This window comes from bacterium (genome assembly GCA_037143175.1).
In the GTDB taxonomy this organism is placed as follows: domain Bacteria; phylum Verrucomicrobiota; class Kiritimatiellia; order CAIKKV01; family CAITUY01; genus JAABPW01.
In genome coordinates, this window is the sequence record JBAWZF010000009.1 from 28,586 (window position 1) to 51,443 (window position 22,858).

General features: G+C 55.7%; 18 protein-coding genes. All 18 read right to left on the reverse strand.

The window, feature by feature from the left end; all coding sequences use genetic code 11:
• Positions 1-218: 218 nt before the first annotated feature.
• Positions 219-1,490, reverse strand: coding sequence for an O-antigen ligase family protein (locus tag WCI03_05125; GenBank protein ID MEI8139234.1), 1,272 nt, complete (start codon positions 1,488-1,490; stop codon positions 219-221).
• The gene (locus WCI03_05130; protein ID MEI8139235.1) at positions 1,487-2,038 is read right to left on the reverse strand and encodes a hypothetical protein; all 552 of its coding nucleotides are present in this window, start codon (positions 2,036-2,038) and stop codon (positions 1,487-1,489) included. Before WCI03_05130 ends, WCI03_05125 begins: the two co-directional genes overlap by 4 nt.
• 12 nt (positions 2,039-2,050) lie before the next feature.
• Complete coding sequence (locus WCI03_05135; protein ID MEI8139236.1) at positions 2,051-3,196, reverse strand: glycosyltransferase family 4 protein; 1,146 nt, start codon at positions 3,194-3,196, stop codon at positions 2,051-2,053.
• A gap of 3 nt (positions 3,197-3,199) precedes the next feature.
• A complete protein-coding gene (gene murJ / locus WCI03_05140; protein ID MEI8139237.1) occupies positions 3,200-4,771 on the reverse strand; it encodes a murein biosynthesis integral membrane protein MurJ in 1,572 nt (523 codons plus the stop codon).
• Positions 4,768-6,030: a glycosyltransferase gene (locus WCI03_05145; protein MEI8139238.1), complete on the reverse strand. Its 1,263-nt coding sequence runs from the start codon at positions 6,028-6,030 to the stop codon at positions 4,768-4,770. Before WCI03_05145 ends, murJ begins: the two co-directional genes overlap by 4 nt.
• Positions 6,023-7,180, reverse strand: a complete 1,158-nt coding sequence (locus tag WCI03_05150) for a glycosyltransferase family 1 protein (GenBank protein ID MEI8139239.1) — start codon at positions 7,178-7,180, stop codon at positions 6,023-6,025. The genes WCI03_05145 and WCI03_05150 overlap by 8 nt, the downstream gene beginning before the upstream one ends.
• A complete protein-coding gene (locus WCI03_05155) occupies positions 7,171-8,358 on the reverse strand; it encodes a glycosyltransferase (GenBank protein MEI8139240.1) in 1,188 nt (395 codons plus the stop codon). The genes WCI03_05150 and WCI03_05155 overlap by 10 nt, the downstream gene beginning before the upstream one ends.
• Positions 8,355-9,176, reverse strand: a complete 822-nt coding sequence (locus WCI03_05160; GenBank protein ID MEI8139241.1) for an alpha/beta fold hydrolase — start codon at positions 9,174-9,176, stop codon at positions 8,355-8,357. Before WCI03_05160 ends, WCI03_05155 begins: the two co-directional genes overlap by 4 nt.
• 8 nt (positions 9,177-9,184) lie before the next feature.
• Positions 9,185-10,012 carry a hypothetical protein gene (locus WCI03_05165; protein ID MEI8139242.1) on the reverse strand — a complete coding sequence of 276 codons (828 nt, stop codon included), beginning with the start codon at positions 10,010-10,012 and terminating at the stop codon, positions 9,185-9,187.
• On the reverse strand, positions 10,009-10,269 hold the full coding sequence (locus WCI03_05170) for an acyl carrier protein (GenBank protein ID MEI8139243.1): 261 nt from the start codon (positions 10,267-10,269) through the stop codon (positions 10,009-10,011). Before WCI03_05170 ends, WCI03_05165 begins: the two co-directional genes overlap by 4 nt.
• Before the next feature lie 101 nt (positions 10,270-10,370).
• On the reverse strand, positions 10,371-11,243 hold the full coding sequence (locus WCI03_05175; GenBank protein ID MEI8139244.1) for a glycosyltransferase family 2 protein: 873 nt from the start codon (positions 11,241-11,243) through the stop codon (positions 10,371-10,373).
• Positions 11,243-12,226, reverse strand: a complete 984-nt coding sequence (locus WCI03_05180) for an alpha-ketoacid dehydrogenase subunit beta (GenBank protein ID MEI8139245.1) — start codon at positions 12,224-12,226, stop codon at positions 11,243-11,245. The genes WCI03_05175 and WCI03_05180 overlap by 1 nt, the downstream gene beginning before the upstream one ends.
• A complete protein-coding gene (locus WCI03_05185) occupies positions 12,223-13,176 on the reverse strand; it encodes a thiamine pyrophosphate-dependent dehydrogenase E1 component subunit alpha (protein MEI8139246.1) in 954 nt (317 codons plus the stop codon). Before WCI03_05185 ends, WCI03_05180 begins: the two co-directional genes overlap by 4 nt.
• 10 nt (positions 13,177-13,186) lie before the next feature.
• A complete protein-coding gene (locus tag WCI03_05190) occupies positions 13,187-14,221 on the reverse strand; it encodes a beta-ketoacyl synthase N-terminal-like domain-containing protein (protein ID MEI8139247.1) in 1,035 nt (344 codons plus the stop codon).
• The gene (locus WCI03_05195; GenBank protein ID MEI8139248.1) at positions 14,218-15,408 is read right to left on the reverse strand and encodes a beta-ketoacyl-[acyl-carrier-protein] synthase family protein; all 1,191 of its coding nucleotides are present in this window, start codon (positions 15,406-15,408) and stop codon (positions 14,218-14,220) included. Before WCI03_05195 ends, WCI03_05190 begins: the two co-directional genes overlap by 4 nt.
• Positions 15,405-16,148 (reverse strand): beta-ketoacyl-ACP reductase, encoded by a 744-nt coding sequence (locus WCI03_05200; protein MEI8139249.1) that lies wholly within the window; start codon positions 16,146-16,148, stop codon positions 15,405-15,407. The genes WCI03_05195 and WCI03_05200 overlap by 4 nt, the downstream gene beginning before the upstream one ends.
• 13 nt (positions 16,149-16,161) lie before the next feature.
• Complete coding sequence (locus WCI03_05205) at positions 16,162-16,647, reverse strand: biotin/lipoyl-containing protein (GenBank protein MEI8139250.1); 486 nt, start codon at positions 16,645-16,647, stop codon at positions 16,162-16,164.
• Entirely contained in the window at positions 16,647-22,376 is a 5,730-nt protein-coding gene (locus WCI03_05210) for a hypothetical protein (GenBank protein MEI8139251.1), read from the reverse strand. Before WCI03_05210 ends, WCI03_05205 begins: the two co-directional genes overlap by 1 nt.
• Positions 22,377-22,858 lie beyond the last annotated feature (482 nt).

Consider the following 22,858-nt stretch of genomic DNA (forward strand, 5'->3'; position numbering starts at 1 on the left):
GGAACAGCCCCCGCAGTTTACGCTCGCAAGCTCGCGAAACTAAGGCACAGTCAGGCATCCATAGCATGGTGCTCGGTTACCATCGTACTAAATGATCATTTTACCTACCGTGTCACGTGGTCGGAAGAAGATATGGAACGTCTCAAGCAAAGAATCACGTAATAATCCTGAGTTTGAAGTAGATGGCACGAGGAGCATATTGTCTGATGGTTTGTGCATTACCGGCTGACATCATGACACGTTGATGTGGATGTGGCGGAGTGATCCAGCAGGAACGCCAGCGCAAACATAATCGTCAACGGTATCCCGAGTCCACGAACGAGCAGCGGGTGCCAGATTCCGCATAAGGCGAACGACAGGATGGAGCCCAGAAGACCTAGGGCCAGTCCCCGGTCGCGAGGATAGGCGGGGGTGAAGAACTGACGGCTCGCCATGATCCCGAATGTAAGTAACATGCCAAGGAATGCGGCCAACCCGGGCAGGCCGGTGGATGAGGCGAACACCAGGTAAAGATTCTCCGAGTCGTGTTCCACAACGCCGGTGGGACGGGGTAGAATGCCAAAATACCCGCCAATGTTGTCCTGGTAATTACCAATACCAACTCCGAGCCAGGGATGTTCGGATAGCATTACCATCGCAGCTTGCCATTCACTGTAGCGCAGCGAGACCTCATTGTTATCGTTGAATAGGCGGATGGATTGATCCAACACCACATCATTATGGCGTGGAAGGCGTGGAAAAATCAGTATCATGATTACGATGAAGAGGGTTGAGAAGGTGATGAATGCCGGTTTGCCTCGCATGGCGCACAATACGGCTAGGGTCAGGGTGATCGCTATCAACGCCCCGCCGGATAGGGTGATCAGCAGGGCGAGAGTGACCATTGTCAGCATCCAGCCCCGTCGCCAGATAGAAGTCTCATAGAGGGCGATGCCGCACATGAACGGAACCACGAGCGCCAGGTATCCGCCGAACACATTACGGTTCCCGAAGGAGGCACAGACCTTGAAGTCTGTGATGCCGGGAAGCAGATACTGGACGACTCCCAGAAGGATTACCGCCGAGGCGACTATCAGAAAGATATCCGTCACCCGGCGCAGACGCTGGCGATCCGGAATGTTCACAAAGAGCATAAAAGCGGCGACGAAATACTCGATCAGTTGGAGGATGTCCTTGACGCCTTTCATCGGGTGGATGGCGCGACTGACCGATAACGCGGCGATCAGAATGAACAGGACAACCATTAAGGGTGGACAACGCGATGCAGGAGAGTTCGCGCTGTTCATGGTTGCGTCAGTCTCCGGTAACCGTCTTTGAATCGCGTTTCCTAATATCCACAAACCGAACACAAGCCACACCAGGGGATCCACTACGGAAACGTAAGTGTTCTTTGCAAGTTGGACGCCGTATTGGGTTGGCGACACTACAACGATAGTCAGCATTCCGATCCAGACCAGACGCGGAATAATTTTGGCTAACAGACTTGTCACGGCGTGGCCTCTTCTATGCCTACTGGGACGTACTTTTTGTCAAGCACCAGCAGTACTTGATCAAATTTCACTCCGTCCTGGCGATTCCGGATGGTGAGTACGTGCTTTCCCTTGGCCAGGTTCATTTGCTTCAAGCGAGGGGGGGCCTTGACCCAGTGCCAGGTGAGAAAGGTGGCATCCTTGCCAAAGGTGAACGGAAGCGAGCCGTCGAGAGACAGAGTGAAGGAACTGTTGCATTCGCTAATCCAATAGACGCGACACCACAGGGTGTATTCGCCGGGTTCAACAATTTCGAACGGGAGTTTGGCCTCGCCCTGATTGACTTTTGGTGGGTTGCCGGCACCCTTTGGAATTTCCAGATATCTGCCTCCTGACGCTCCCGCCACAACCGACGCCGAGTTGGACGTGGCGTCTACTATGCGCACGGGCTCCACAATTCCTTCGCTTGATTCAGCCTCCCTACAGATGCGGTCACCTGCGGAGGCTGGGTATTGTGCCAGAAGCAGGGAAAGCATTCCTGAAATCACGAGTATTAAGCGCTGTTTCATAGTGAACTCCTTTCAAAGCCTTCCCTCATACACCGACGAGAGAAGTTCGATCATATCCTCGAGACGGCACCGGTGCCGGAGGGACTCGCGTGCACGGTTACCCATAGTGGACCGTAACTTCCCGTTTTCAAGCAATTTCAGCATGGCGTCAGCCAAGGCGGTGGAATCCTCAGAGAAGACGAGAAACCCGTTGTCACCGTTTTTTATCACATCCGCCATCCCTGCCACACTGGAAGCAATAACTGGTTTTCCTGCCGCCATGGCTTCCAGCAAAGTGTAAGGCAATCCCTCCCACAGCGACGGCAGAACCACGACGTCGAAGAGAGGTACAAGATCGGGGACATCCTCACGTGCGCCGAGGAGGATGAATCGTTCCTGTAGACCAGCCGCCGCGATGTTGCGCTCAATGCGCTCTTTTAGTTCTCCAGCGCCAACCAAAATAAAACGCACATCAGGCAGACGGGCCGCTACCTGCTGCGCGGCAGCGACAAAATGAACATGTCCTTTCTGGAGTGTAAATCGGCCAACCATGCCGGCCACCAGGCATCCGGTGCCGATCCCCAGTTCGCGTTGCCGCCGATCCCGTTCCTCGACGTTGGGTGGCGGCGAAGCATCGATGCCGTTCTCAATAACCACCACGTGGGCTGGATTTGTCAATTGTTGGGCGGTAACTCGCTGGCTGGGACAGACGCATATAATACGGTCTGTGAAGTGGGCGGCGAACCGTTCCAGGTGAAAGTAAACGAACCGGACCGGCCTGGACGACTTCATTTGGAAAGGGAAGGTGTGTGGAGTATGGATAATGCGCGGAACACCTGTCAGTCGGGCGGCGAGACGACCGAGGAATCCCGCCTTTGAGCTGTGCGTGTGAACGACATCGAATCGCGTGTGTCGCATCAAACGAATGAGGCGCAGCAGGGCCAGTAGATCGCTGAAAGGAGTGATTGCGCGTCGCATGGGAATCAGATGAACCGTGATGCCTTTGGACTTCATGATGGCAATATCATTGAAAAAGGCTGGATCGCGCCGTGCTGAACAGGCCGCCGTGACTTGAAAGCGGGAGGGATCCAGAGAGGTCACAACGTCCATCAGGTGGCGCCGGGTTCCCCCGGTGGTGGCCTCCAGTATTTCCAGCACTTGACACTTGACACCTGACACGAATCACCTCCGTCTGACGAAGCTCCACATGGCGTGGACTTCAGGCATCCGCAGGGCAATCACTGCTCCCGCAAAAGCCAGAATCCCAGCCGTTGAGGCGATGCCGATTCTCGCGGCGATAAGTCCGGAGGCCATCCATCTTGTACCGCCTGCGACAGGAGGCAGGCCGTGTAGCAATCCGTTATGGACGGCTTGGACAACGATGGCCATGCTGGCGGCGGCCAGCAGCAGTCGCAGTCCGAATACGATGTTCTCACCCAGGCGTAGATCACCAAGCTTGGGTTTTAGCAGGAGGTAGAGTACCAACACTTTCGCGGTTTTGCTGATCAACGTCGCCAGGGCAATACTGCGATGCTGCATGCTGTCATGCAACGCGACGACAATGCCAACATGCAGGATTACGCAGACGACTCCCACGATGGCTGGGGAGAGGGTGTCCTGGGCCGAGAAATAGAACCGCATCAGAATAATTTCAAGGGCGAGTGAAGTCAGGGCGGCTGCGAAAAACAGCAGTGGCCCTGCGGTGAGCAGAACGGAGTCCATGCCGAACTTGCCGCGTTCGAAAACAAGCTGAACCACAGGCACCCGCAGGACCATCAGCGTCACTGAAATAGGAACGAGAATCAGAGCCATGGTGCGCAACGCACCCATCACAGCATCGGTGGTCTTGCGGCGGTCTCCACCAACGTTGAGGTCGGAGAAGAACGGATAGATCACCACGCCCACAGCGAACGGGATCAGGTTGATGAGAGTATCCGTCAAGCCCTTGGCATAGCCCAGGCTGGAAGCGAAGCCAGGGCCCATGCCTGAGGCAAAACGGTAATCGATCATGGTGCGGGCCTGTGCAATCAGGATGGATGCCAGTGTGGGCGGTAGCAGCAAGGCGAACTTTTTAAGCAGAGGATCATGCCAATCCACCGTAAGGCGTAACAGTTTCAGTTTGGATCTCAGGCCGATGAGCAGGATCGCCAGACTGGCACCCATGCCGGCCACAACGCCCATGGCCAGGCCTTTGATCCCGAAAAATGGGGCCAGCGCTACCATGATGGTAATAACCATGATTTTGTTTCCAGCATCTGCAAAAGCCGGCAGTGCAAAACGCTTGTCGGCATTGAAAATCAGGGTGGCCAAGGCGAACAAAGCCATGAATAAGGCGGCCGGTAACATGATTCGGACGAGTGTGATGGCGAGGTTTGCCGTTTCTTCTGATTGGAACGAGGAGAGGCCATGCACCATCCAGGGAGCCAGCACGATTCCCAGAGCCACCGCCGCCGTCATTACCACCGCCACGATGGCGACCACTGCGCCCGTAAAACGCCAGGCCGCCGACTCACCTCCGGACTCCTTACGTTCGATGAACAGGGGCAGAAAGGGGGCGAGTAGCTTGTGCGGGATGATCATGAATGTGAAGACGATACTACTGAAGGCGAACGTATAGGCGTCGGCGGCGGTTCCCGTGCCGAACTGTTGTGCGATTACGACTTTCTGGATGAACCCGCTCAGTCTTGCCAAAAGCGCAAAGGCACTGATGATCAGAGTGCCCCGGATAACCTTGCTTCCGAAAGATGCTGTCATATCGTTTTCCGCATATTATTAAATAGCTCTGCCAATGGAGCTGCATTCCGGGCAATATCAAATCGTTCCCGTATGGTGGTGGTACCGAAAGTTGACAGTATCCGACACAATGATTCGCTTTTCAACAATTCTTCGATCATTTCCGCCAAGATCCGGGCATCACCTGGTGGGGCCAAAAGGCCGGTACGACCGTGGACGATTACTTCCGGTATCCCGGCGACCGGAGTAGTGACCACGGGAATACCCGCTGCCAGAGACTCCAGGATGACATTTGGAAGGCTGTCCCGGTCGCCATCGGGTGCGATGATGCATGGGAGAGCAAATACATGGGCCTGTTTGAGCAGGGAGACAACTTCCTCTGTCGAACACTCGCCCAGCAGCTGAACCGTTTCAGCGAGTCCCAACCGGTTAATTGCGGATTCAAGATTACGGCGCTCGGAACCTTCGCCGACGATGAGGCATCGGAAGGCCAGGTGGCGGTCACGCAAGATTCGGCAGGCTTCGATCAGGATGACGAACCCTTTTTTTGGTTGCAAACGACCGACAGCCAGAATTAGAGGTGGGACAGGGCGTTCTGTTATTTGTCCGCCGTTGACTGGTGTCGGGGCTTCACTCGAAGAGAACTCGGACGGTGTTAAGCCGTGGTAGATCAGGTGGACCTTCTCTGGCGGCAACGGACCAGCCCGCCGGTTAAGTTCATCTAAGCCGTAACTGGTACATACGGACACAAATTTAGCCGCCTGCGCCTTCCGTGACAGGGCTGCACGTGACTGAAGATAAATGTCTCTGGCGTGGGCGCTGAAACTGAAACTTATATTCAGCAGAGTAGCCATCATACGGGCTACATCTGTGGGCATATAGGCGAAATGCGCGTGAATATGTTCCACGCCGAAGTGCCCGGCCCGGCGAGCAAAGATGGCGGCTACCGGGAGATTCCGAAGGCACTTCAACAGTTCAATCGGGTCATGCAGGGAAGCGGCCAGAGTTTGCAGCAGGGCGCGAAGTGTGCGGCGCGGATGCCGCAACATGAAATACCACTGAGCAGTGATCACGGCAGGTGATAAGAGCGACGGACGGTAATATACCAGATGCTTTGGGGTTAGGTTCCCGGCCTGGCGGCAGATGACGGCTGGGCGTCGCAGGGAGAAGATGATAATTTTGAATCCCTTTCTCCGGAGTTCATCAAGCTCTCTCTGGATGAAGGTCTCTGTCCGGGAAGGGAACGTTCCTAGCACATAAGCGAGTTTCATGTCAGGCATGGCTGGCGGCCTCCTCATACACGACTTCTGTGTCCGCCGCAACGTTGGCCCATGAGAATTTGCGGACATGGTTCAGGCCCCTCGCGATCAGGTCGGTTCTCACTTTGTCGTCAGTCAGTACCGTTTCCATGGCAGCGGCCAGTCGGTCGGTTGCGAGCGCGTCCGTGGTGATGGCTGCCGGTCCCGCAATCTCCGGCAGGGCGCCCCTGTCGGAGATAACCACAGGCGTTCCGCATGCCATGGCCTCAAGGGGGGGCAGGCCGAAGCCCTCATAAAGTGAAGGGAATACGAAAAGAGCGGCCATGTTGTATAGCAGTGGTAATTTATCAAAAGGAATAAAACCGGTAAAGATAACGTCCTGCTTCATATCCTGCTCACGAATAGCGCGTCTCACGTTGGCCTGATCCCATGATGGGACTCCGGCGATCACAAGTTGATGGGTGATGGCCGGGTTCTGTCGCAGTAAGCGATAGGCTTTGATCAGGCGCGTCAGGTTTTTCTTGGGTTCCAGTCCGCCGACAAACAGTATGAAAAGCTCCGGCAAACGGTATTCCAAGCGCATACGACTGAAGGCATCTTCGCCCAGCAGGATACGGAATTCAGGGCGCACACCGAGCGGTATGACGCGCACTTTGTTCTCGGCGGCAGGAAAATATCGCAGCAGGTCGGTGCGAGTGGTTTCGGAGGGAACGATTATTCTTGTGGCCTTGCGGACAGAGGGAGGCACCAGCAGGCGGTAGTGAAGCCGGTTGCTGAGTGTGCAAAGCTCGGGATGGGACAACGCGATCAGATCGTAGAGGGTGATCACCACCGGGATCCGTGACAGAATTGGGGCCACATAGCCTGGCGCATGGAGTAGATCGAAACACTGGTTTATCAGAAACGATGGGAGAACCAACTGTTCCCACAAGATGCGGATGGGACGAAGGTTGACAGGCCAGCGGGTAGATAGGGTCGCCGTTGACCGGCGGGCGCTAAGCGGCCCGCCGAAGCCGTGTGGAGTAGCGCCCGGTTTGTCTACCACGGACTGCGTGAAGAGGGTGTAATCATACTTGCCGAAAGCGGCCAGGGCTTGCACCAGGTTCAGGATGGAGCCTTCCACGCCGGAGTGGCGGTGGCCCAGAAGCATTCCATCTATGGCTATGCGCATGGTGTGCTCCTGTCAGAGAGAAGTTCGTCATAGATCGCCTCTATCTCCATGATTCTTTTCCTGACGTTAAAGTCTTGTTCAACACGTTGCCGCCCGGCTGCACTGAGTTGTTCTGCCAACAGCGGATTGTGGATCAGGCGAAGTGCCTCCCCAGCCAGATCCTCCGCCCGATCGCTTGCGGCTAGAAGTCCGTCAATGCCATGACGAATTATTTCGGCAGGGCCACAGGCATTCACCGCCACCACGGGTTTACCCCTGGCCATGGCTTCCAGTATGACCCGACCCAGTGGCTCTCGCACAGCGGGGTGGATCAGGATATCTATTGACTCCAGCAGCGGGGTCACATCCTGGAGGTGTCCCGTGAAAAGCAGGCGGTTCTTAAGACCCAGTTGCGCGATTTTGGATTCAAGCGTCGTCCGATAACCGCGATGTTCGTCGAAGAGATCGTCGCCAACGATTACAAACCGGGCGTCGGGCAGGATCGCGGCCAGCCGGACGGCTGTTTCAATAAAGGCGCCATGGTTTTTCCATGGCACCAACTGGGCTATCATGCCAAATACCGGCCCCTTGTGAAGCAGGCGTTCAGTCTGTGGTCCCACTGGTTCGTCCGGAAGACTGTTCTGCGATTTGCCGTGGGGTGCATTCAGGGTGGTATCGATGCCGTTATAAATGGTTCGCAGTTTATTTGGCGGGTGAATGCACGGTGAAACATGACGGTGAACGCAATCAGAAATGGCAATGGTGCGGGACGAGAAGCGGTTCAGCCAGGGTCCCAGTAAGCCTAAAGTCACCATGTCACGAGTATGCCAGATGCAGGGAACCCCGGACAGTCGTGCCGCCGGGCCTGCGTAGATCTGTGCGGTATTGCTGTTGGCATGAATGAGGGCAATCCGTTCCCGGCGAATCAGTCGTGTCAACTGCACGGTAACCTTGAGGATATTCAACAGGCTGACAGCGAGGCACCAGGGATTCGTGGTTTTGCAGATCCTGCGCAAGGGGAGGGGCAGACATCTCGCACCGCACTGCCGGAGCGATTCGGTTAACTCGCCGCCGGGGGGGAGCGCGACGATCGGATCAAACCTGTTCCTGTCAATATGCCGCAACATGTCCAGAAGGCTGCGCTCCGCGCCGCTGATGCGTGAGACATGGTTGACGAAGAGAATACGCGCCGGTTTCACCGGGACACCATCCACGTATCGGTCAGGTCAATGACCTTGCGTTCCCAGTCCAGCCCATAGAAACTATGGTTGGCGCCGGTAATCTCATGGACTTCCTGAGGGATGCCGAGTCGTGAACAAAGCGATGTGTAGCCAGCCTTGGAGGCCGCCGTCTCCGGATCATTTGTGCCGTGGATACAAAGTATGCGGCCCTTGAAGTTGCGCAGTTGGTTTAACCAGAGAGTTTCATCATGGATTTCCCTCTGTCCGGCGGCCTCCCTGGCTCCCACCGCTTTTTTTACCATCCTGACATTGATCCGAAACGTCAGGAGTTTGCGCCACGTTTCCAGCCGTAGCAACTTCCGGCCGTAAGTGCGCAGGGCATCCAGCGATTTGCGGTTCTTGCTGGAGGTGTCGCGCATGGGCCCCATCGGTTCGGGCGACCAGAGTGCCAGTCCACCAACCCGCGCGTCGGTTGCCGCCGCGCCGATCGCGACTTTGCACCCGGAACAGATGGCCAGCAGAACCACCTGGCGTTCGGGATACTGTGGCAAGATAAAGTCCAAGGCGGCCGTTGCGTCTGCGATCATCGATCGGATAGAGGCATCAGCAGTAGTGCCGCCGCTATCGCCACGTCCGCGGAAATCGAAACGCAGGCAGACACAGCCGCGGGCGGTCAACCGTCGAGCCATATGGACGAACATCCGGTGCGGGCCGAGGCGTGAGCCGGCCCACCCGTGTAGGAACACGACCAGTGGTCCCGCGCGATCCGGCTCCGGCTCATGAACGATGCCATAAAGAGTCTGGTCGTTTACCTTGAAATGGATGGGGTGTTCCATGGAATGTGTCAGGTATTAGAAGTGAGCAAATTAATCCAAGCCTTGGTCTTATCGATTAACGATGGACACTCCACCAGTCCGACCAGATTCCAGAACGGATCTTCTTCTGCTGAAATAAGGTCAATGTGGGCCCCGCCGTCAAGGCTTGCCTCCTTGAGTGCTGATAATTCCCGTGGCCCCGCACCGCTTGGCGCAATATGAACCAGCAGTACTTTGCGGGGCCTCTGTGCCGCCGCCTTGATCAGATCAATTGTGGTGATGTCATGAAACAGCCGCGAGTTTACGGCATAGCCATCCAGATCTATCGGCCGGCCATCTTCCAAATCTTTCAGCAAGGTTGCCCGCGTCACGCGGCTCTGCCCGAACGTCACCATTTCCCGAACCAATTTTCGGCGGAGTTCATAATCAAAATGACGGCGGCCATGGATAATGGGTTCCCAAAGTACGGTAAATTCGAGGGACTCAATCATTTGGGCCGCTTCAAAAGCCAGTGACGCGCCTAGACGCAAGCCCAGCAATCCGAGCCTGTTCAATCCAATTTGTCCGGTCATAAAACGAGCGGCGTGGGTGATATCTTCACGCCAGTCCGGGCAGGAGAAATCCTTAAAATCACCAGTACTATCACCGCAGCCGCAATAATCGAAACGCAGGACGGCGCAACCGTTGGCGGCAAAGGCTCGGGCGGCGTCAACCATAATCCGGTGGGAACTCTTGCGCTCCTCGAAGAGCGGGTTACACATCACCATTCCGCACCGAATCTCTCCTTCCGGACGGTAGAGCATGCCGGACAAGGTGTCACGCCCTCTTGGAATCAGAACGGATTGTTCCATACTCATTCGGCAGTCATTTTGCTGCCTACAAACGCGGCCAGAGCGGCGACAGTTGCGAAATGTTTAATGCTGAACTCCTCGTCGGGGATGACGATGCCAAATTCTTCTTCAATGCCTACCACCAATTCGAGCAGGCTCACCGAGTCCACTCCATAGTCGTCCATGAGCGATTTGTTGTCTTCAATCGCTTCTGGGGCGATTTTGAGAAAAAGCCTTGATGCGATCATGCGTTTCAGCCGGTCTTCAATGTTTTCTTCAGTCATAGTAATACTCCTAAAGGAAGTCTCGCACGTTGTGGCGGCACTTTCAATACTAACGGTTGATGCGTAAGTATTCAGGTCATCCCGGTGCGCGGTATTGCCTGCTATTCCGTCACTGGCAGCGTTGTTACCTCCGTCAGCTTTCCGACACGCAGGCGGCGCCAGGGCGTTTCCTCATCGGAAGGACCTTGCTCACTCTCGAACATGGACTGCCAGCGTTGCTTGAATAGCAGGCCATGGCGGATAATCAAGCCAGTGTTGGGTAGCGTTTGTGTTCCGGCCGTGGTGATACTTTCAAAATGATACATCTCCACCGTGGGGTCAAAGACAATGCGATGACCCTGGCTCCGGACGCGGTAACAAAGATCAAAATCCTCGAATTCGACGGGGTTAAAAGTCTCGTCAAAGCCTCCGGCATTCTCAAACAGTTCGCGTCGGATCATGAAACAGGCGCTGATCAGGCACTGGACATCCTGTTTTTGGCTGAAGCGGGGATCGTCCCGTCGTTCGCCCCGGCCGCGAAATAAGACCCGGCCAGTGCGTGAGATGCCGACTCCAGCACATTGGATCAGATGCGGGGGCAGGGGGTACACCAATTTTGGGCCTACTATGCCGACAGACGGGTCGGCATCAAGTGTCGATCCCAGTGTTGCCAGCCAGCTCCGGCTGCGGAGCGCCACGTCATTATCAATAAACACCAGCCGGGATCCGGACGCTATGGCGGCACCCTGGTTTCGGGCTGTGGAACATCCGACATTCCCCTTGTTGCGTATCAGTCGGACGTTAACACCTGCGGTTCTGGCCATAGCGGTCAACTCGTCGATTACCCAATCAGGCGTATGATCAGTCGAGCCGTTGTCCACGACGATCAATTCCCACTTTGCGCCTATGGACGCCAGTAATGACGGCAGGCAGAGACGGGTGTAATCTAGCTTGTTGTGAGTCAGTGTGACCACTGAAGTGAGTGTGAGTGGCATTACTCCTCCACCAGTTTCCGGGCCGCTTCAAATATCCGGCTTCGATCCGGTATGGCGGCTCGCTCGAGCGCCGGACTGGCGGATAACGGGATATCAGGTGTAGCCAGTCGGAGGAGCGGGGCATCGAGATAGTCATAGACAGTCTCGGAGATGCGGGCGCTGATTTCGGCTCCGAATCCGCCGGTTCGACAGGACTCCTGAACAATCAGGGCGCGATGCGTCTTTTTAACTGAGGCGATGATCGTATCCATGTCCAGCGGGATTAATGACCGAAGATCGATAACCTCGGCACTGATTCCCTGTGTGTTTAAATCCTCCTCCGCCGCACGCCCGGCTTCTGCGCTCATCCATGACCAGGCGATCAAGGTGATATCCGTTCCTGCCCTGGCTATTCTTGCCTTGCCCAGTGGGATTACGGTATCAGGTGCTTCGGATACTTCCCCGCGACAGCCGTAAAGCAATTTATGCTCCATGAAAACAACCGGATTATCATCCCGGATCGCGGCCTTCAGCAGCCCTTTGGCATCGGCTGGCGTTGACGGCGCCACCACCTTCAGGCCGGGAACATGCGTGAACCAGGCTTCCAGACTTTGCGAGTGGGTGGGACCATAGCAGCGTCCGCCGCCGCCCACGGTACGTAGCACCATAGGACACCTGGCCTGTTTTCCTAGAACATAGTGCAACTTGGCCGCCTGGTTCACCATTTGATCCACCGCCAGGGTGATGAAATCCATGAACATGATTTCCACCACCGGGCGGGAACCCGCCAGCGCCGCACCTATGGAGGCGCCCACGAATCCCTGCTCGGAAATCGGGGTATCACGAACGCGCTCGGCGCCGAACTTGTCAAGGAGCCCGCGTGTGACCCCGAAGGCCCCGCCATAGATACCGATGTCCTCGCCCAGGAGAAAAACATCCGGGTTGATTATCATTTCCTCTTGCAGGGCTTCCCGCAGGGCTTCGGTATAGCTGATTGTTCTCAAGCGAACACTCCTTCTTCAAGCGTGGCTGGATCGGGATCAGGGCTCTGCTTGGCGAACCGTACCGCTTCAGTCACAATGGCACGCGCTTCGCGACGGAGGTGCCGGTCGTTTTCCTGGTTTAGTGCGCCGCGCTTGATCAGTACAGCCCGGAAACGCCGGATGGGGGCGCGAGTCATCCATAACGCTTCCTCTTCCCGTGAGCGATAGATGCGCTGATCGCCGCGTGAGTGGCCGGAGTGGCGATAGGTCTTGCATTCCACCAGCGTAGGACCCTCTCCGTTACGAGCGCGGATACAGGCGGCCTGCATGACCTCGCGGACTGCCAGGAGGTCGTTGCCATCCACCACGACGCCTGGAAAGCCATAAGAGGCGGCGCGATCGGCTATGTAGGGTATGGGGATCGCCTTGTCCACATGGGTTGACATAGCGTACAGGTTGTTCTCGCAGACATACACGACGGGCAGTTTCCAGAGGCCGGCCAGATTCAGGGATTCGTGGAAAGTTCCCTGATTGGATGCGCCGTCGCCAAAAAAACACACCGCGATCTTTCCCGTATCCTTCATTTTTGCCGACAGTGCGGCGCCGGTGGCGATGGGAATACTGCCGCCGGTAATGCCATTGCCTCCGAGAAATCCCATCCTGTAGTCGGCCATAAACTGGCTGCCTCCGCGGCCCCGTGAATAGCCTGTTGCCTTGCCGAAAATCTCGGCCATGATCCGGCGTGGGTCTCCGCCACGGGCGATGAAATGGCCATGCCCCCTGTGGGTACTGGTAATGTAATCCCCTTTTTTCAGCACACTGCAGACGCCCACCGCCACCGCTTCCTGGCCGGTGGCCGGATGTGTCGTGCCGCGAATGACGCCATCTGAGAAGAGTCTTTCCACCTTCTCTTCGAAGAGGCGCATGACCAACATGGTGCGATACCAATTGAGCATTTGTTGAGTTGTCATAGAAATGATTTCAGGTTCCGGAGTCCATGCCACGCACAGCCAGACACACCACGTTACCGCCCGGATCAATGGAGTTGACCAGTGTGACACCGTGGTTTTTTGCATTCAATGCGGCGATCACGCGTAACGCCGCGTCGGCGCCCGACGTCTCGCCCAGTATGGCCTTGAGGAGGTTCACGGGCATTCGTTCCGGTCTGTCGCCTTGGAATTCCCTGATGGCAGCCATTTCCACCGGATCAAGATCACCGCCCGGGGTTGCTGCTGAAAGGCCTGTTACCTCGTCTTCCCTTTGGGCGAGACTGCGGCAGGCAAGATGCATGGCCTTACGGATGTCTCCTCCCGTCATACCGCCGCCCAGAATCTCTCCCTGAACAACGGCACCGCGTTGCCGGGCGTGGTCGGCATTCTCCAGCACGACTATTCCGGCGCCTTCGCCCGGCATGAATCCTTGTTGGTCATCATTCAATTCAGTTCCCCGCAGGAGCATCGGGCTCAGGGCTTCGAACCCGCCGGCGAAGACCAGCGGGCACCGGCCCGTCCGGACCATGTCATAAGCCTGCAAAAGTGCGCCGGATGAAGACGTGGCCCCGGATGATAAATTGAGATGATAGCCATTCAGGCCATACTCGATTGCCAGCAGGCTGATGGTGGTGTTGGCGTAGGCATGGGGGAAGAGTATCGGTTTGACAAAGCGGGGGCCTTTCTCGAGGTAATCGGTGAAGAAGAGCTGGGTGCTTGCGAGACAGCCGGTTGCGGAACCCAGAATCAAGCCCATGGAGGAGCGATCCATATTCTTAAGGTCAAGATTGGCATCTTCAATCGCCAGGCTCATGCCCGCAAAGGCGAGTTGTGAAGCGCGGTCCAGATAGGCTTTTTCAGTTTCCAGGTAGTCCACCACGTTGAAATCGCTGATCTCGGCGGCAAATTGTCCGATGCCGCTCCGGTAGCGGCGTACGCCCTCCATGAACGCTTCTCGTCCGATGCCGATGGAACTGACTGGTCCCACCCCTGTAATGAACACGCCTTTATCTTCCCTGGTTTTCATTCTGCCCTCCGGAAAATCACGGCCGCATTACAGCCGCCGATGCCCGCCGAGTTTGACAGGACAGCCCGGAGGTCCATGCTCTTTTTGACATTGGCGACACAGGGCAGATCGCATTCAGGATCCGGATCGCGGTAGTTTGTGGTCGGCGGGATCACCCGGTTCCTGATCGACAGGATCGAGGCGATGGCCTCGATACTGCCGGCTGCGCCCAGCATGTGGCCGGATGACGACTTGATTGAGGTAATGGGCATCGCATAGGCGTGCGTACCGAATACTTTTTTGATGGCCTGTGTCTCGGTGACATCATTGGGTTTGGTTCCGGTGCCATGGGCGTTGATGTGGTCAATTTCCTCCGGTTTCATTCGTGCGTCGTGGAGTGCCATCTGCATGACGGCGGCTGAACCCGCTCCCTCTTTGGCCGGAGCGGTCATGTGAAAGGCGTTGTTATTGGCCCCGTATCCCGCGATCTCGGCATAGATCGTGGCCCCGCGTTTGCGGGCGGATTCCGCGTCTTCAAGCAGCAGGGCTCCTGCGCCTTCACTGAACAGCGTACCGGAGCGGTTCTTATCAAACGGGCGAAGCGCGTCTTTGGTCATGGTTCGCAGGGCACTCAACCCGCTCCAGGCGAATCGGGACAGGGCGTCGTACCCGCCTGTCAGCACGGCTTTGGCATGTCCATGCCGGATGAGGTCCATCCCGTAACCGATCGCCGCCGTGCCTGAGGCACACGATAGAGACAACACGAAGCGGGGGCCGCCGAGATGCCATTGTTTGGCGACATGGTCAGCGCAGGACTGGAACAAAGATTCTGAATAGTCTGACGGTTGTGCCGTGTCCTTGCCTGACAGGTCGGTAATGACATTTTCGCCGGAGATGATGCCGCCGAAATTAGTGGCAAGCACCACTCCGGTTTCGGCCGGGTCAGGGACGCCATCCCGAAGCGCCTCTGCCGCCGCCGCCAACATGAACTGCGTGGCAAGGTCGGTATTTGCGCCTGTTGCGGCGCAGTCCTGTGGCAGGTGAAAATCGCGAATTTCTCCGCCCCGTGTATAGGCGAAATCCTTGAGGTCGAACCGGGTCAGGTCCCCGATGGCCGATTCACCGTTGCATAAGGCCTCCCACAGGCGCGGCACTCCGATTCCATACGGTGATACAGCACCCATCCCTGTGACGACGATTGTTTTCAAATGTGCAGCCCTCCATCCACACACAGAACTTGGCCGGTGATGTAGTGCGCTTCGTCTGAGGCGAGGAAGGCGACGACACGGGCGACTTCATCGGGTTGACCGAAGCGACCCTGGGGAATGCGCTCCAGTTGCTTCGTTCGGCGTGTTGCCGACATGCCGGCAATCAGGTCTGTTTCGATAATACCGGGGGACACGGCGTTAACCGTGATGCCAGAGGGAGCGAATTCCCGCGCCACGGATTTTGTCAACCCGATCAGGCCGGCCTTGGCTGATGCATAATTGGCGCGCATCATGTCGCCCATCAGTCCGGCGTCAGAGGAGATGTTGATGATGCGTCCGGACTTCTGCCGGATCATCTCGCGGCCCACCGCCTTGATGCAGTGATAGGCCCCTTTCAAATCAACGTCCAGCACGTCGTTCCACTCCTCGTCCTTCATGAAGGTGACGTAGTTATCGCGGATAATTCCCGCGTTATTTACCAGGATATCCACCCGTCCCAGTGCTTGCTTTGTCTGTTCAATCATAGCTTTGACCTGATCCAGATGACGCACATCAGCCTTGAAGGGAAGGGCCTGTTGGCCAAAACCGCGGATAAGGACGGCGACTTCCTCGGCGGCCGCCGCCTGATTAACGTAGTTCACCACCACATGGACGCCTTCGGTTCCCAGTGCCAATGCCACGGCCCGGCCAATACCACGCGCACCACCGGTTACAATGGCCACTTTACCTTTTAGTTTCATGAGATGTTTTGGGTTACTTCTTCTCCATCAGGTATTTGTTCAGCACGTTTTCAGTGATTACCTCCACCTTGTACTTAGCCTGCACCAGTGCGAGATCCGTTCCGTGTTCACGGGCGAGTCGGCGTGCGGCGGGAGTGGCCCGGAGTGCGCCGGTCACGGCTCCGGCTTGTTTGCCTTTTTCCAAGGAAACGTTTTGAACCTTCCGTGTTAGCGTCTCCATCAGACGGCGGTTAGAGGCGCTCACATCAGGCAAACTGTCGATCGTGTCTCCGATAAGGGCGACAACGTATCCTGCCGGGAGACTACTCTTCACTTCGGCCAGTGTTGCAAGCAACACTCCCGAGCGTGGTGCTTCCAACTCGAATGCCACCTTACTAGTGGACAGTTCGATCAGCGGATCTCCCTTATTGACGTACTCTCCCTTTTTTTTCAGCCAGGCGGTGATTGCCTGTTCTTCGTCGTTTTCGGTCAGTTTTGGGATTTTGACTTTTGTAACCATTATTTATTTTCCTGTTCTCGGCCGAAAATCACTACATGCAGCGGCATGGATAGATTGCCAGCTTTATCCCGTACGCGCAATGTCAGCCATCCGGTTTCTTTAACCGATGCGGGCAAGGAGTAGGGCGTCAGACTCATGCCGTTTGTCTGTAGTGTGTTTTCCCATTGGATTCCGGCGATACCACTCTCATCATAGGCGTCCATTTCTATCAGGTCAGTGGGACTCCATGGGGCAAAGACAAATACGCTTTGCAGTTGCTGCCGGAAGCGTTTGTCATTGCCGTCAGAGATGAAGGTCAGGTTTTTTACTACAAACTGGTTCGTAGATCCTGCCGGCAACTGGTTTTTGAGAAGTTTGCCCGCATCAATGATGAATGATTGCCAGGCATTTGAGGCCCAAGTCAAGGGTCGGGGAGGGGCCTGGAGAATGGCGTCCGCTGGAATTTCAGACAGACTAAATTTAAACGTATTGGTCGTTTCAGTCTCCAGAATGATAGCGACGCGGGGATTTTCGTTAGAGATCAATACGGGGTGTCGCAGTTGAAACGCGAGAAAGGGGTAACGCTGAACGTTCCATTTTGGGGAAAACACATGCGTCATGGCTCCGGTTGAAGTTCCGGATACCAGCGAAAGATAGGGAGCTTCGCCCAGTTGGCATTCCAAGGTTGTAGTCCCGCCGGCTAGTGAGGTAAAGGGAGGATTAGTTTCTGCCATTCTTGCGCTGACCGTTGTCCAGAATATGTTCGAGGGATAAGAGGCAGACAGCACTGTTGGGGGCGTATGATCGGCAGCGTAATTGATCCGGCGAGGGAATTCCAGGTCGGGCAAGACGTTCCCCGCACCATCCTTGATTTCCGACAGGATGATTTTAAAGGCTTGGCCGGAGTCCGCCTGATTCAATTGTTGGCGGAAAATAAGTGACCAGTTCAACGCGAGGATGTCGTAATTAGTTGAATGGCTTAGGGTTGAGCCCAGCGTGTGAGTGATGGGGACGATGGTATCGTTCCATTTGAGTTTAAGCGCTTCCATATCCAGAGGGGCCTCGCCATCCGTCTTGAATTTTACGCACAGAGAGGAACCGTTGCCCATGGCGTTGGTGGCTGGTTCAAAGGTACCGGTAGCGGATGGAGGCGTTCGGTCTATCAAGAATGGGATCGATGTGACCGGCGAAACGGCGTCCCTGTAATTCGCGGCTTTGAGGAAAATGTGCGCCAAGCCATTTCTCAGGGATTTGATGTCAGGCATAGTCTGTTGATTGTTAGGGATGTCGCGCCAAATGAGATCCGCGCATTGGGCGGAATTCAGGGACGGGTAGTCCTCCGGGCCGTTTCGGAGTGCCATTTGAACCTTTGTGACACCCTCAAAATCAAAGTAGTGCGGGGTGAAGGCCAGTTGTTCGTCCTTTGCCACGGAGGGTCCCGCCATCAGGTCGTCCAAGCTGAGTTCCGTGTATAGGCCGGTTTGGTCAACACTGTTGACCGAGCCGAACCGGAGTCCGCTCGCGTTGAATACCCCCGGTTGGCAGGGCTTCTCGATCAATGCATCGGTGACTAGTCCCCACCAGGTGTGCCACTGGTTGTCCAAGATCAGGTTGCCGGCACCACGAACCCCGCGCGCCGGTCCGTCCGGTTCGCTCAGGCGGACGGGGCCAACCGACCCACAGTCGAGCGACACTCGGGCCATGGATGTTCCGCGATACCGGAACTGCACCACTGGATACCGGGCGAACGGCAGGGGAGCCTCGAAATAGCTACTCAGGCGTTGCGCAGTGCCCTGATTATATGTGGTTAGGAAACTTTGTTGGACGGGGTCGCAATCGGATATCAGGGTGCGTTGAGAGGGTTGTCTACCGCAGACTTTACGCGATTCGAATGATTCAATCAGCGGGCTGATGCCATCCAATTTCAGGAGCATTGGGGGTGTGCGCTGCGTGGCGTCAGCCCATTTCAAGGCGAATACACAGGTGTTGGTACCATGGACAACTTTGACTATGAGATTCGAGACGGGTCCGGTGGCGGCGTCGCTCACACGTGGCACAGAGGCCTCCAGAGTATTGGGTGGCAGAAATCGTGTGTAAGCACTGGTTGATGCAATGGTGACGGTTGCGCCGGCAAGGGCACGGTCGGGTGAACCGGATGTTGACCGGAATTCGATGGTGTCTGGTTGCTGTTTGCTCCATGCACATGAGAGAGGCTGTGTCGTTGCGGCATGGTGCGGGATGGAGGCGAAGTTTTTGATCGCGTAGCCTTCGCCAGGCCCGTTGCCTGTCAGCCCTTGTACGATGTAACCGGCTTGTAGGTTGCCCAATCCTTCAATCTTGACGAGGACGTTGGAGTCGTTGATAGATGCGGCCCAGTCTGCAACAGGGATCCAAGCCGTTGCGGTCGTCCAGTTTCCGTTGGTGTGCCATGCAGTAATTCCATTGATGGGGGCGCTTCCTGGCACAGCCGTTTGTCCTGTTAGTTGATACTTGCCCTTTGAAAAACTTTCACCCGATAATTGGTGGAAATAGAATCGTTCCGGTGTATAGGTTCCCTGGGTGTTGCGGCGGCCGATGGAATAATACAGATTGAACTGACCCCGATCGGTTCGTTTGACGTCGAAACGCCAGCCTGCAAGACTGGAATAGGGGACTGGGGGGAGTGTGCAGCGGGTCAAAAGGGAACCGCTGCCAAGAATGCTTGTTACCGCGAAATAGGGACTGGAGTTGGTTGGAGTCATCCAGTCGAGGCGAGCCTGTGAGACCGGGTCATCAACTTCCCACGAGTCCCGATCCATGGGGCCCGTTGTGCGGTCACTGTTTGAGGCGAGCGGTGTTGAGGGATGGTTGGTGGTCGCCGGGGTGGGGCCGGCAGGGGTGAGAATACTGCGTAGGGCTACCGGCTTGAAGGTGACGGGTCGCGGGGTGACTGATTCCGCGGCGATCTTGACTCGTGCCACCATGATGGAATTCATGAACGTCCAGACGCCCATGGAGCCTTCGCTGAGTGGCTCAGGATCGGTGGCGCTGAAGATCAGTTCGTTGTCGAAATAAAACTCAAGTTTCTTGCCGGTGCGACGGAACTTAATATAGTACCAGGCCCCATGAACATCGCGATTAGTACCTATCAGCGGGAGATGCACCTTGCGTTTGCCACCCTCCCTGACACGCGGGGCACAGTAAGCGTCGGACTGGGTCAACATTTCACCGTTACGATAAAGCTTGGTGTAGAGACGTGACAGGTCATAATCCCAGCCGGAACAGGTAACGGTGTACCCTTGGCTCGGGGTTGTATCGCGATTCATGACCGTCAGGTTAAAATCCCCGGGGGTGCTCTCGTAGGCGTGGCGGGTGCCAGCGTACATTTCCACGCAGAAGTCACCACGGAACCGGTATTTGCTCCAGATTGCTGCCAGGGTATTGGAGGATTCTCCGTTCATGTGCGACCAGCGCGGATCGCAGTTGAACCGGTTGATGATCTCCCAGCGGCCGCCGTTGCGAGTCCATTCGTGGAGTGACTCCTTAAAGAGGAAATCCTTTACGTTGTACCGTTCCACCAGACTGGAGGCCAACTTTGCCGTGGAAAAGCCTTTGATCATAATGTGGCGCCCTTGTAATGGCGCGGGCAAGGAGTGTTCAAAGAGCAACTCTTTTCCACTCGTCAGCCAGATCCATAGTCCCTCTGCGTGAATGGTGTAGCCAACGACATTATTGGTCGCCAAACCAACGAAGCCTGTGATGCGATTGGTGGGGATGGCGGCGACAGGGGCTATCGATGTCGTCAGTTCTGAGCCTTGTTTTATCGAAAGGATCTGATTCGTGACGGTAACCACCCATTCGCCGGTCGTGGCACCGTCCGCCACGCCTAAATGAACCGTGGAATTGTCGACCAGCGGCATATGCACTGACACGCGTCCGAAGACGTCGCCTTTATACCAGACGGTGCCATTGGTCACATCGTTCCACTGGCCTTCGGGGGATGACCAGTGGCGCATGAAATTATCAGTAACGAAGATGGTGTTCTTTTCAAACTGATCCGTGTAAAGATCGGACCGCTCGAAATTATACTCAGGATGGGCAATTTGCACTTTGTTGTCCGGCCCGACATAGAGCCCTGAGGCTCCTCCGACGGGTGTTGGAGTGTGATGCACAAGAACCAGTTCCTTGTTCCGATAACACCGAAGTTCGTTTCCTGATGTGGCATCACACATGAGGTTGATGGTTTCAGGCGTATCCGCCGTCAAGGGGAACCGTGGCAGACTCAACTCCTTTAGAGTGGTGGCGTTGGTGGGGCTGACGGTTTCGAGTCGAAACGTCTCGACGGCGGCGGTGCGGCGGCAGGTAAAGCGCAGGTAAGGGTGATTACTGCTGACATAACCGGCAATGAGGCCGATGTTACAGGAAGCATCGAGAGATGTGAACTCTGTGGAGAAAACATGCGCTCCATGAGAAGTGGCCCCGACAATCAACCATTGCGGAGCACTGGACCGGGGAGGTGAGAGAAAAGGGGTCGCCCGAGGCGCAAAGAGGCTGAAGAATCCGCGGCGGGGAAAGAATTGCCCGTTTTCGGCCACCGTGTGGCGATGGATGTCATTCAACCCGAGAAAGTCCAGATCGTGATTCGAGTGAGCGGTAACGTCGTCGAAAAGCAGCGGGACGTCCGAATCGGCGAACAGCCCGAAGCGCCCGCCCACCGGCAGTTCTGCGGGAATGTCTATGATCTTGGTTTTGTCGACAAAGCACTGTATCCGATTCTGGAAGGTGCGAACCTTAAGCCTGACCCATTGCCCGTTCATGATTTCGGTGGTGGCAGCCGCCAGTTCGGTGCGTGAGGTGGCGTTGGAAAAATCAGTGTTCCAGAGGCTCAAACGGACGGTATCGGAATCATCGCCTGGTTGAACGGTGAAGGCATGGTATCCCCCCGAGTCGGTGCAGTCGAACACCAGCCCTCCCTCGCCATAACCGATTTGCAAGGCTCCTTCAATTGTATAGGAGTCGTAGAAGTCATAGCCGGTTATCAGAACGGCATTGGTGCCGGAGCCCTGCAACGAGTAGAAGTTGGGGCTCATGGAGGCGGTGGGCTTGCGTTTGGCTTTTTCGTTGGTTTTTTCGTTGGCTCTGGCATTAGACCTATCCTTGATTCTGCGAGGTTGGCCTGGAGTAAAGTCGTCCACCACGGAATGCAGGTCCCATATGCCAGATTGCACTTCCCATGCGGCCAGTTCATTTTCGTCGCCTTCGGACACTAGAAAATCATCGTGGAAAACGAAGTCGTCTGTCTTTTGGAAGCGGGGTTCCATCTTTAGTGTGGTGGGCAGAGTATCGGACGATTGGTAAACGATGGCGGGAGGGTGGAATGGTGCGGGCAACACGATGATCGGTCGGTCCCCGATGTAGATGCTCCAGGTTTCCTGCCTGAACTTGATTGTCACTTGGATGGACTCCCTGTTGCCGGTGGGAAATGTATCCAAATTGAACTGCGATACATCAATGGGAACCTGGGGATAACAATCTTTGGGTTCAAACTGAATAAAAGGCTTTTTGGGGTTCAGATTCAGGATTACAGAGTTAATGGAATTCGTGGGGGTCAGTCGGAGACGCAGTCCGTTGTCAGCATTCCAGCGGGCGGTTAGTGTCAGATTGCCAGAGGGATACATGACGCGGGCGCGTTCGTTCCATTCTTGTCGTTCTGCAGAACAGGACAGTAGATAAGCAAACAAAAACAGTGATATTAGTGCGAGTCTCTTCATGAACTGAATTGATCACCCAAGTAAGGTTTATTAATTTAAACTAATCATATAACGGGGTCAAGGATGCGTGTCACCCAAAACTACGGGAGATTTCATAAAAGCCAATCCCAAACACCAGAAAGATCATGTTTAGCTTGTAGTCACATAACTAGGAGCGTATCTTTATAGTAGATACACGAGGAGATGAATAGCATGATCACAAAAGTCCAATTGCCCGAAACGTGGCGATATCGTCTGGCTTTCGTTCACTCCGCAGGCTGGTCATGAGCAGGCGGGCCACCGTCCCGCATTGGTGCTTTCCCCAGAGTCCTATAATCGCAAGGTTGGCCTTGCCTTGCGGCGGAGGCCCCCTCCAACATTACCGTATACTGAAAGTGGAAGAACATTTATGAGTCCGGTCATGGAACCAAAAGATCAATCTCTAACCCGCAAACCTGACCACATTCCCTCGGCTTCCGCTGTCTCTGCGCCCGGAGGGGCAG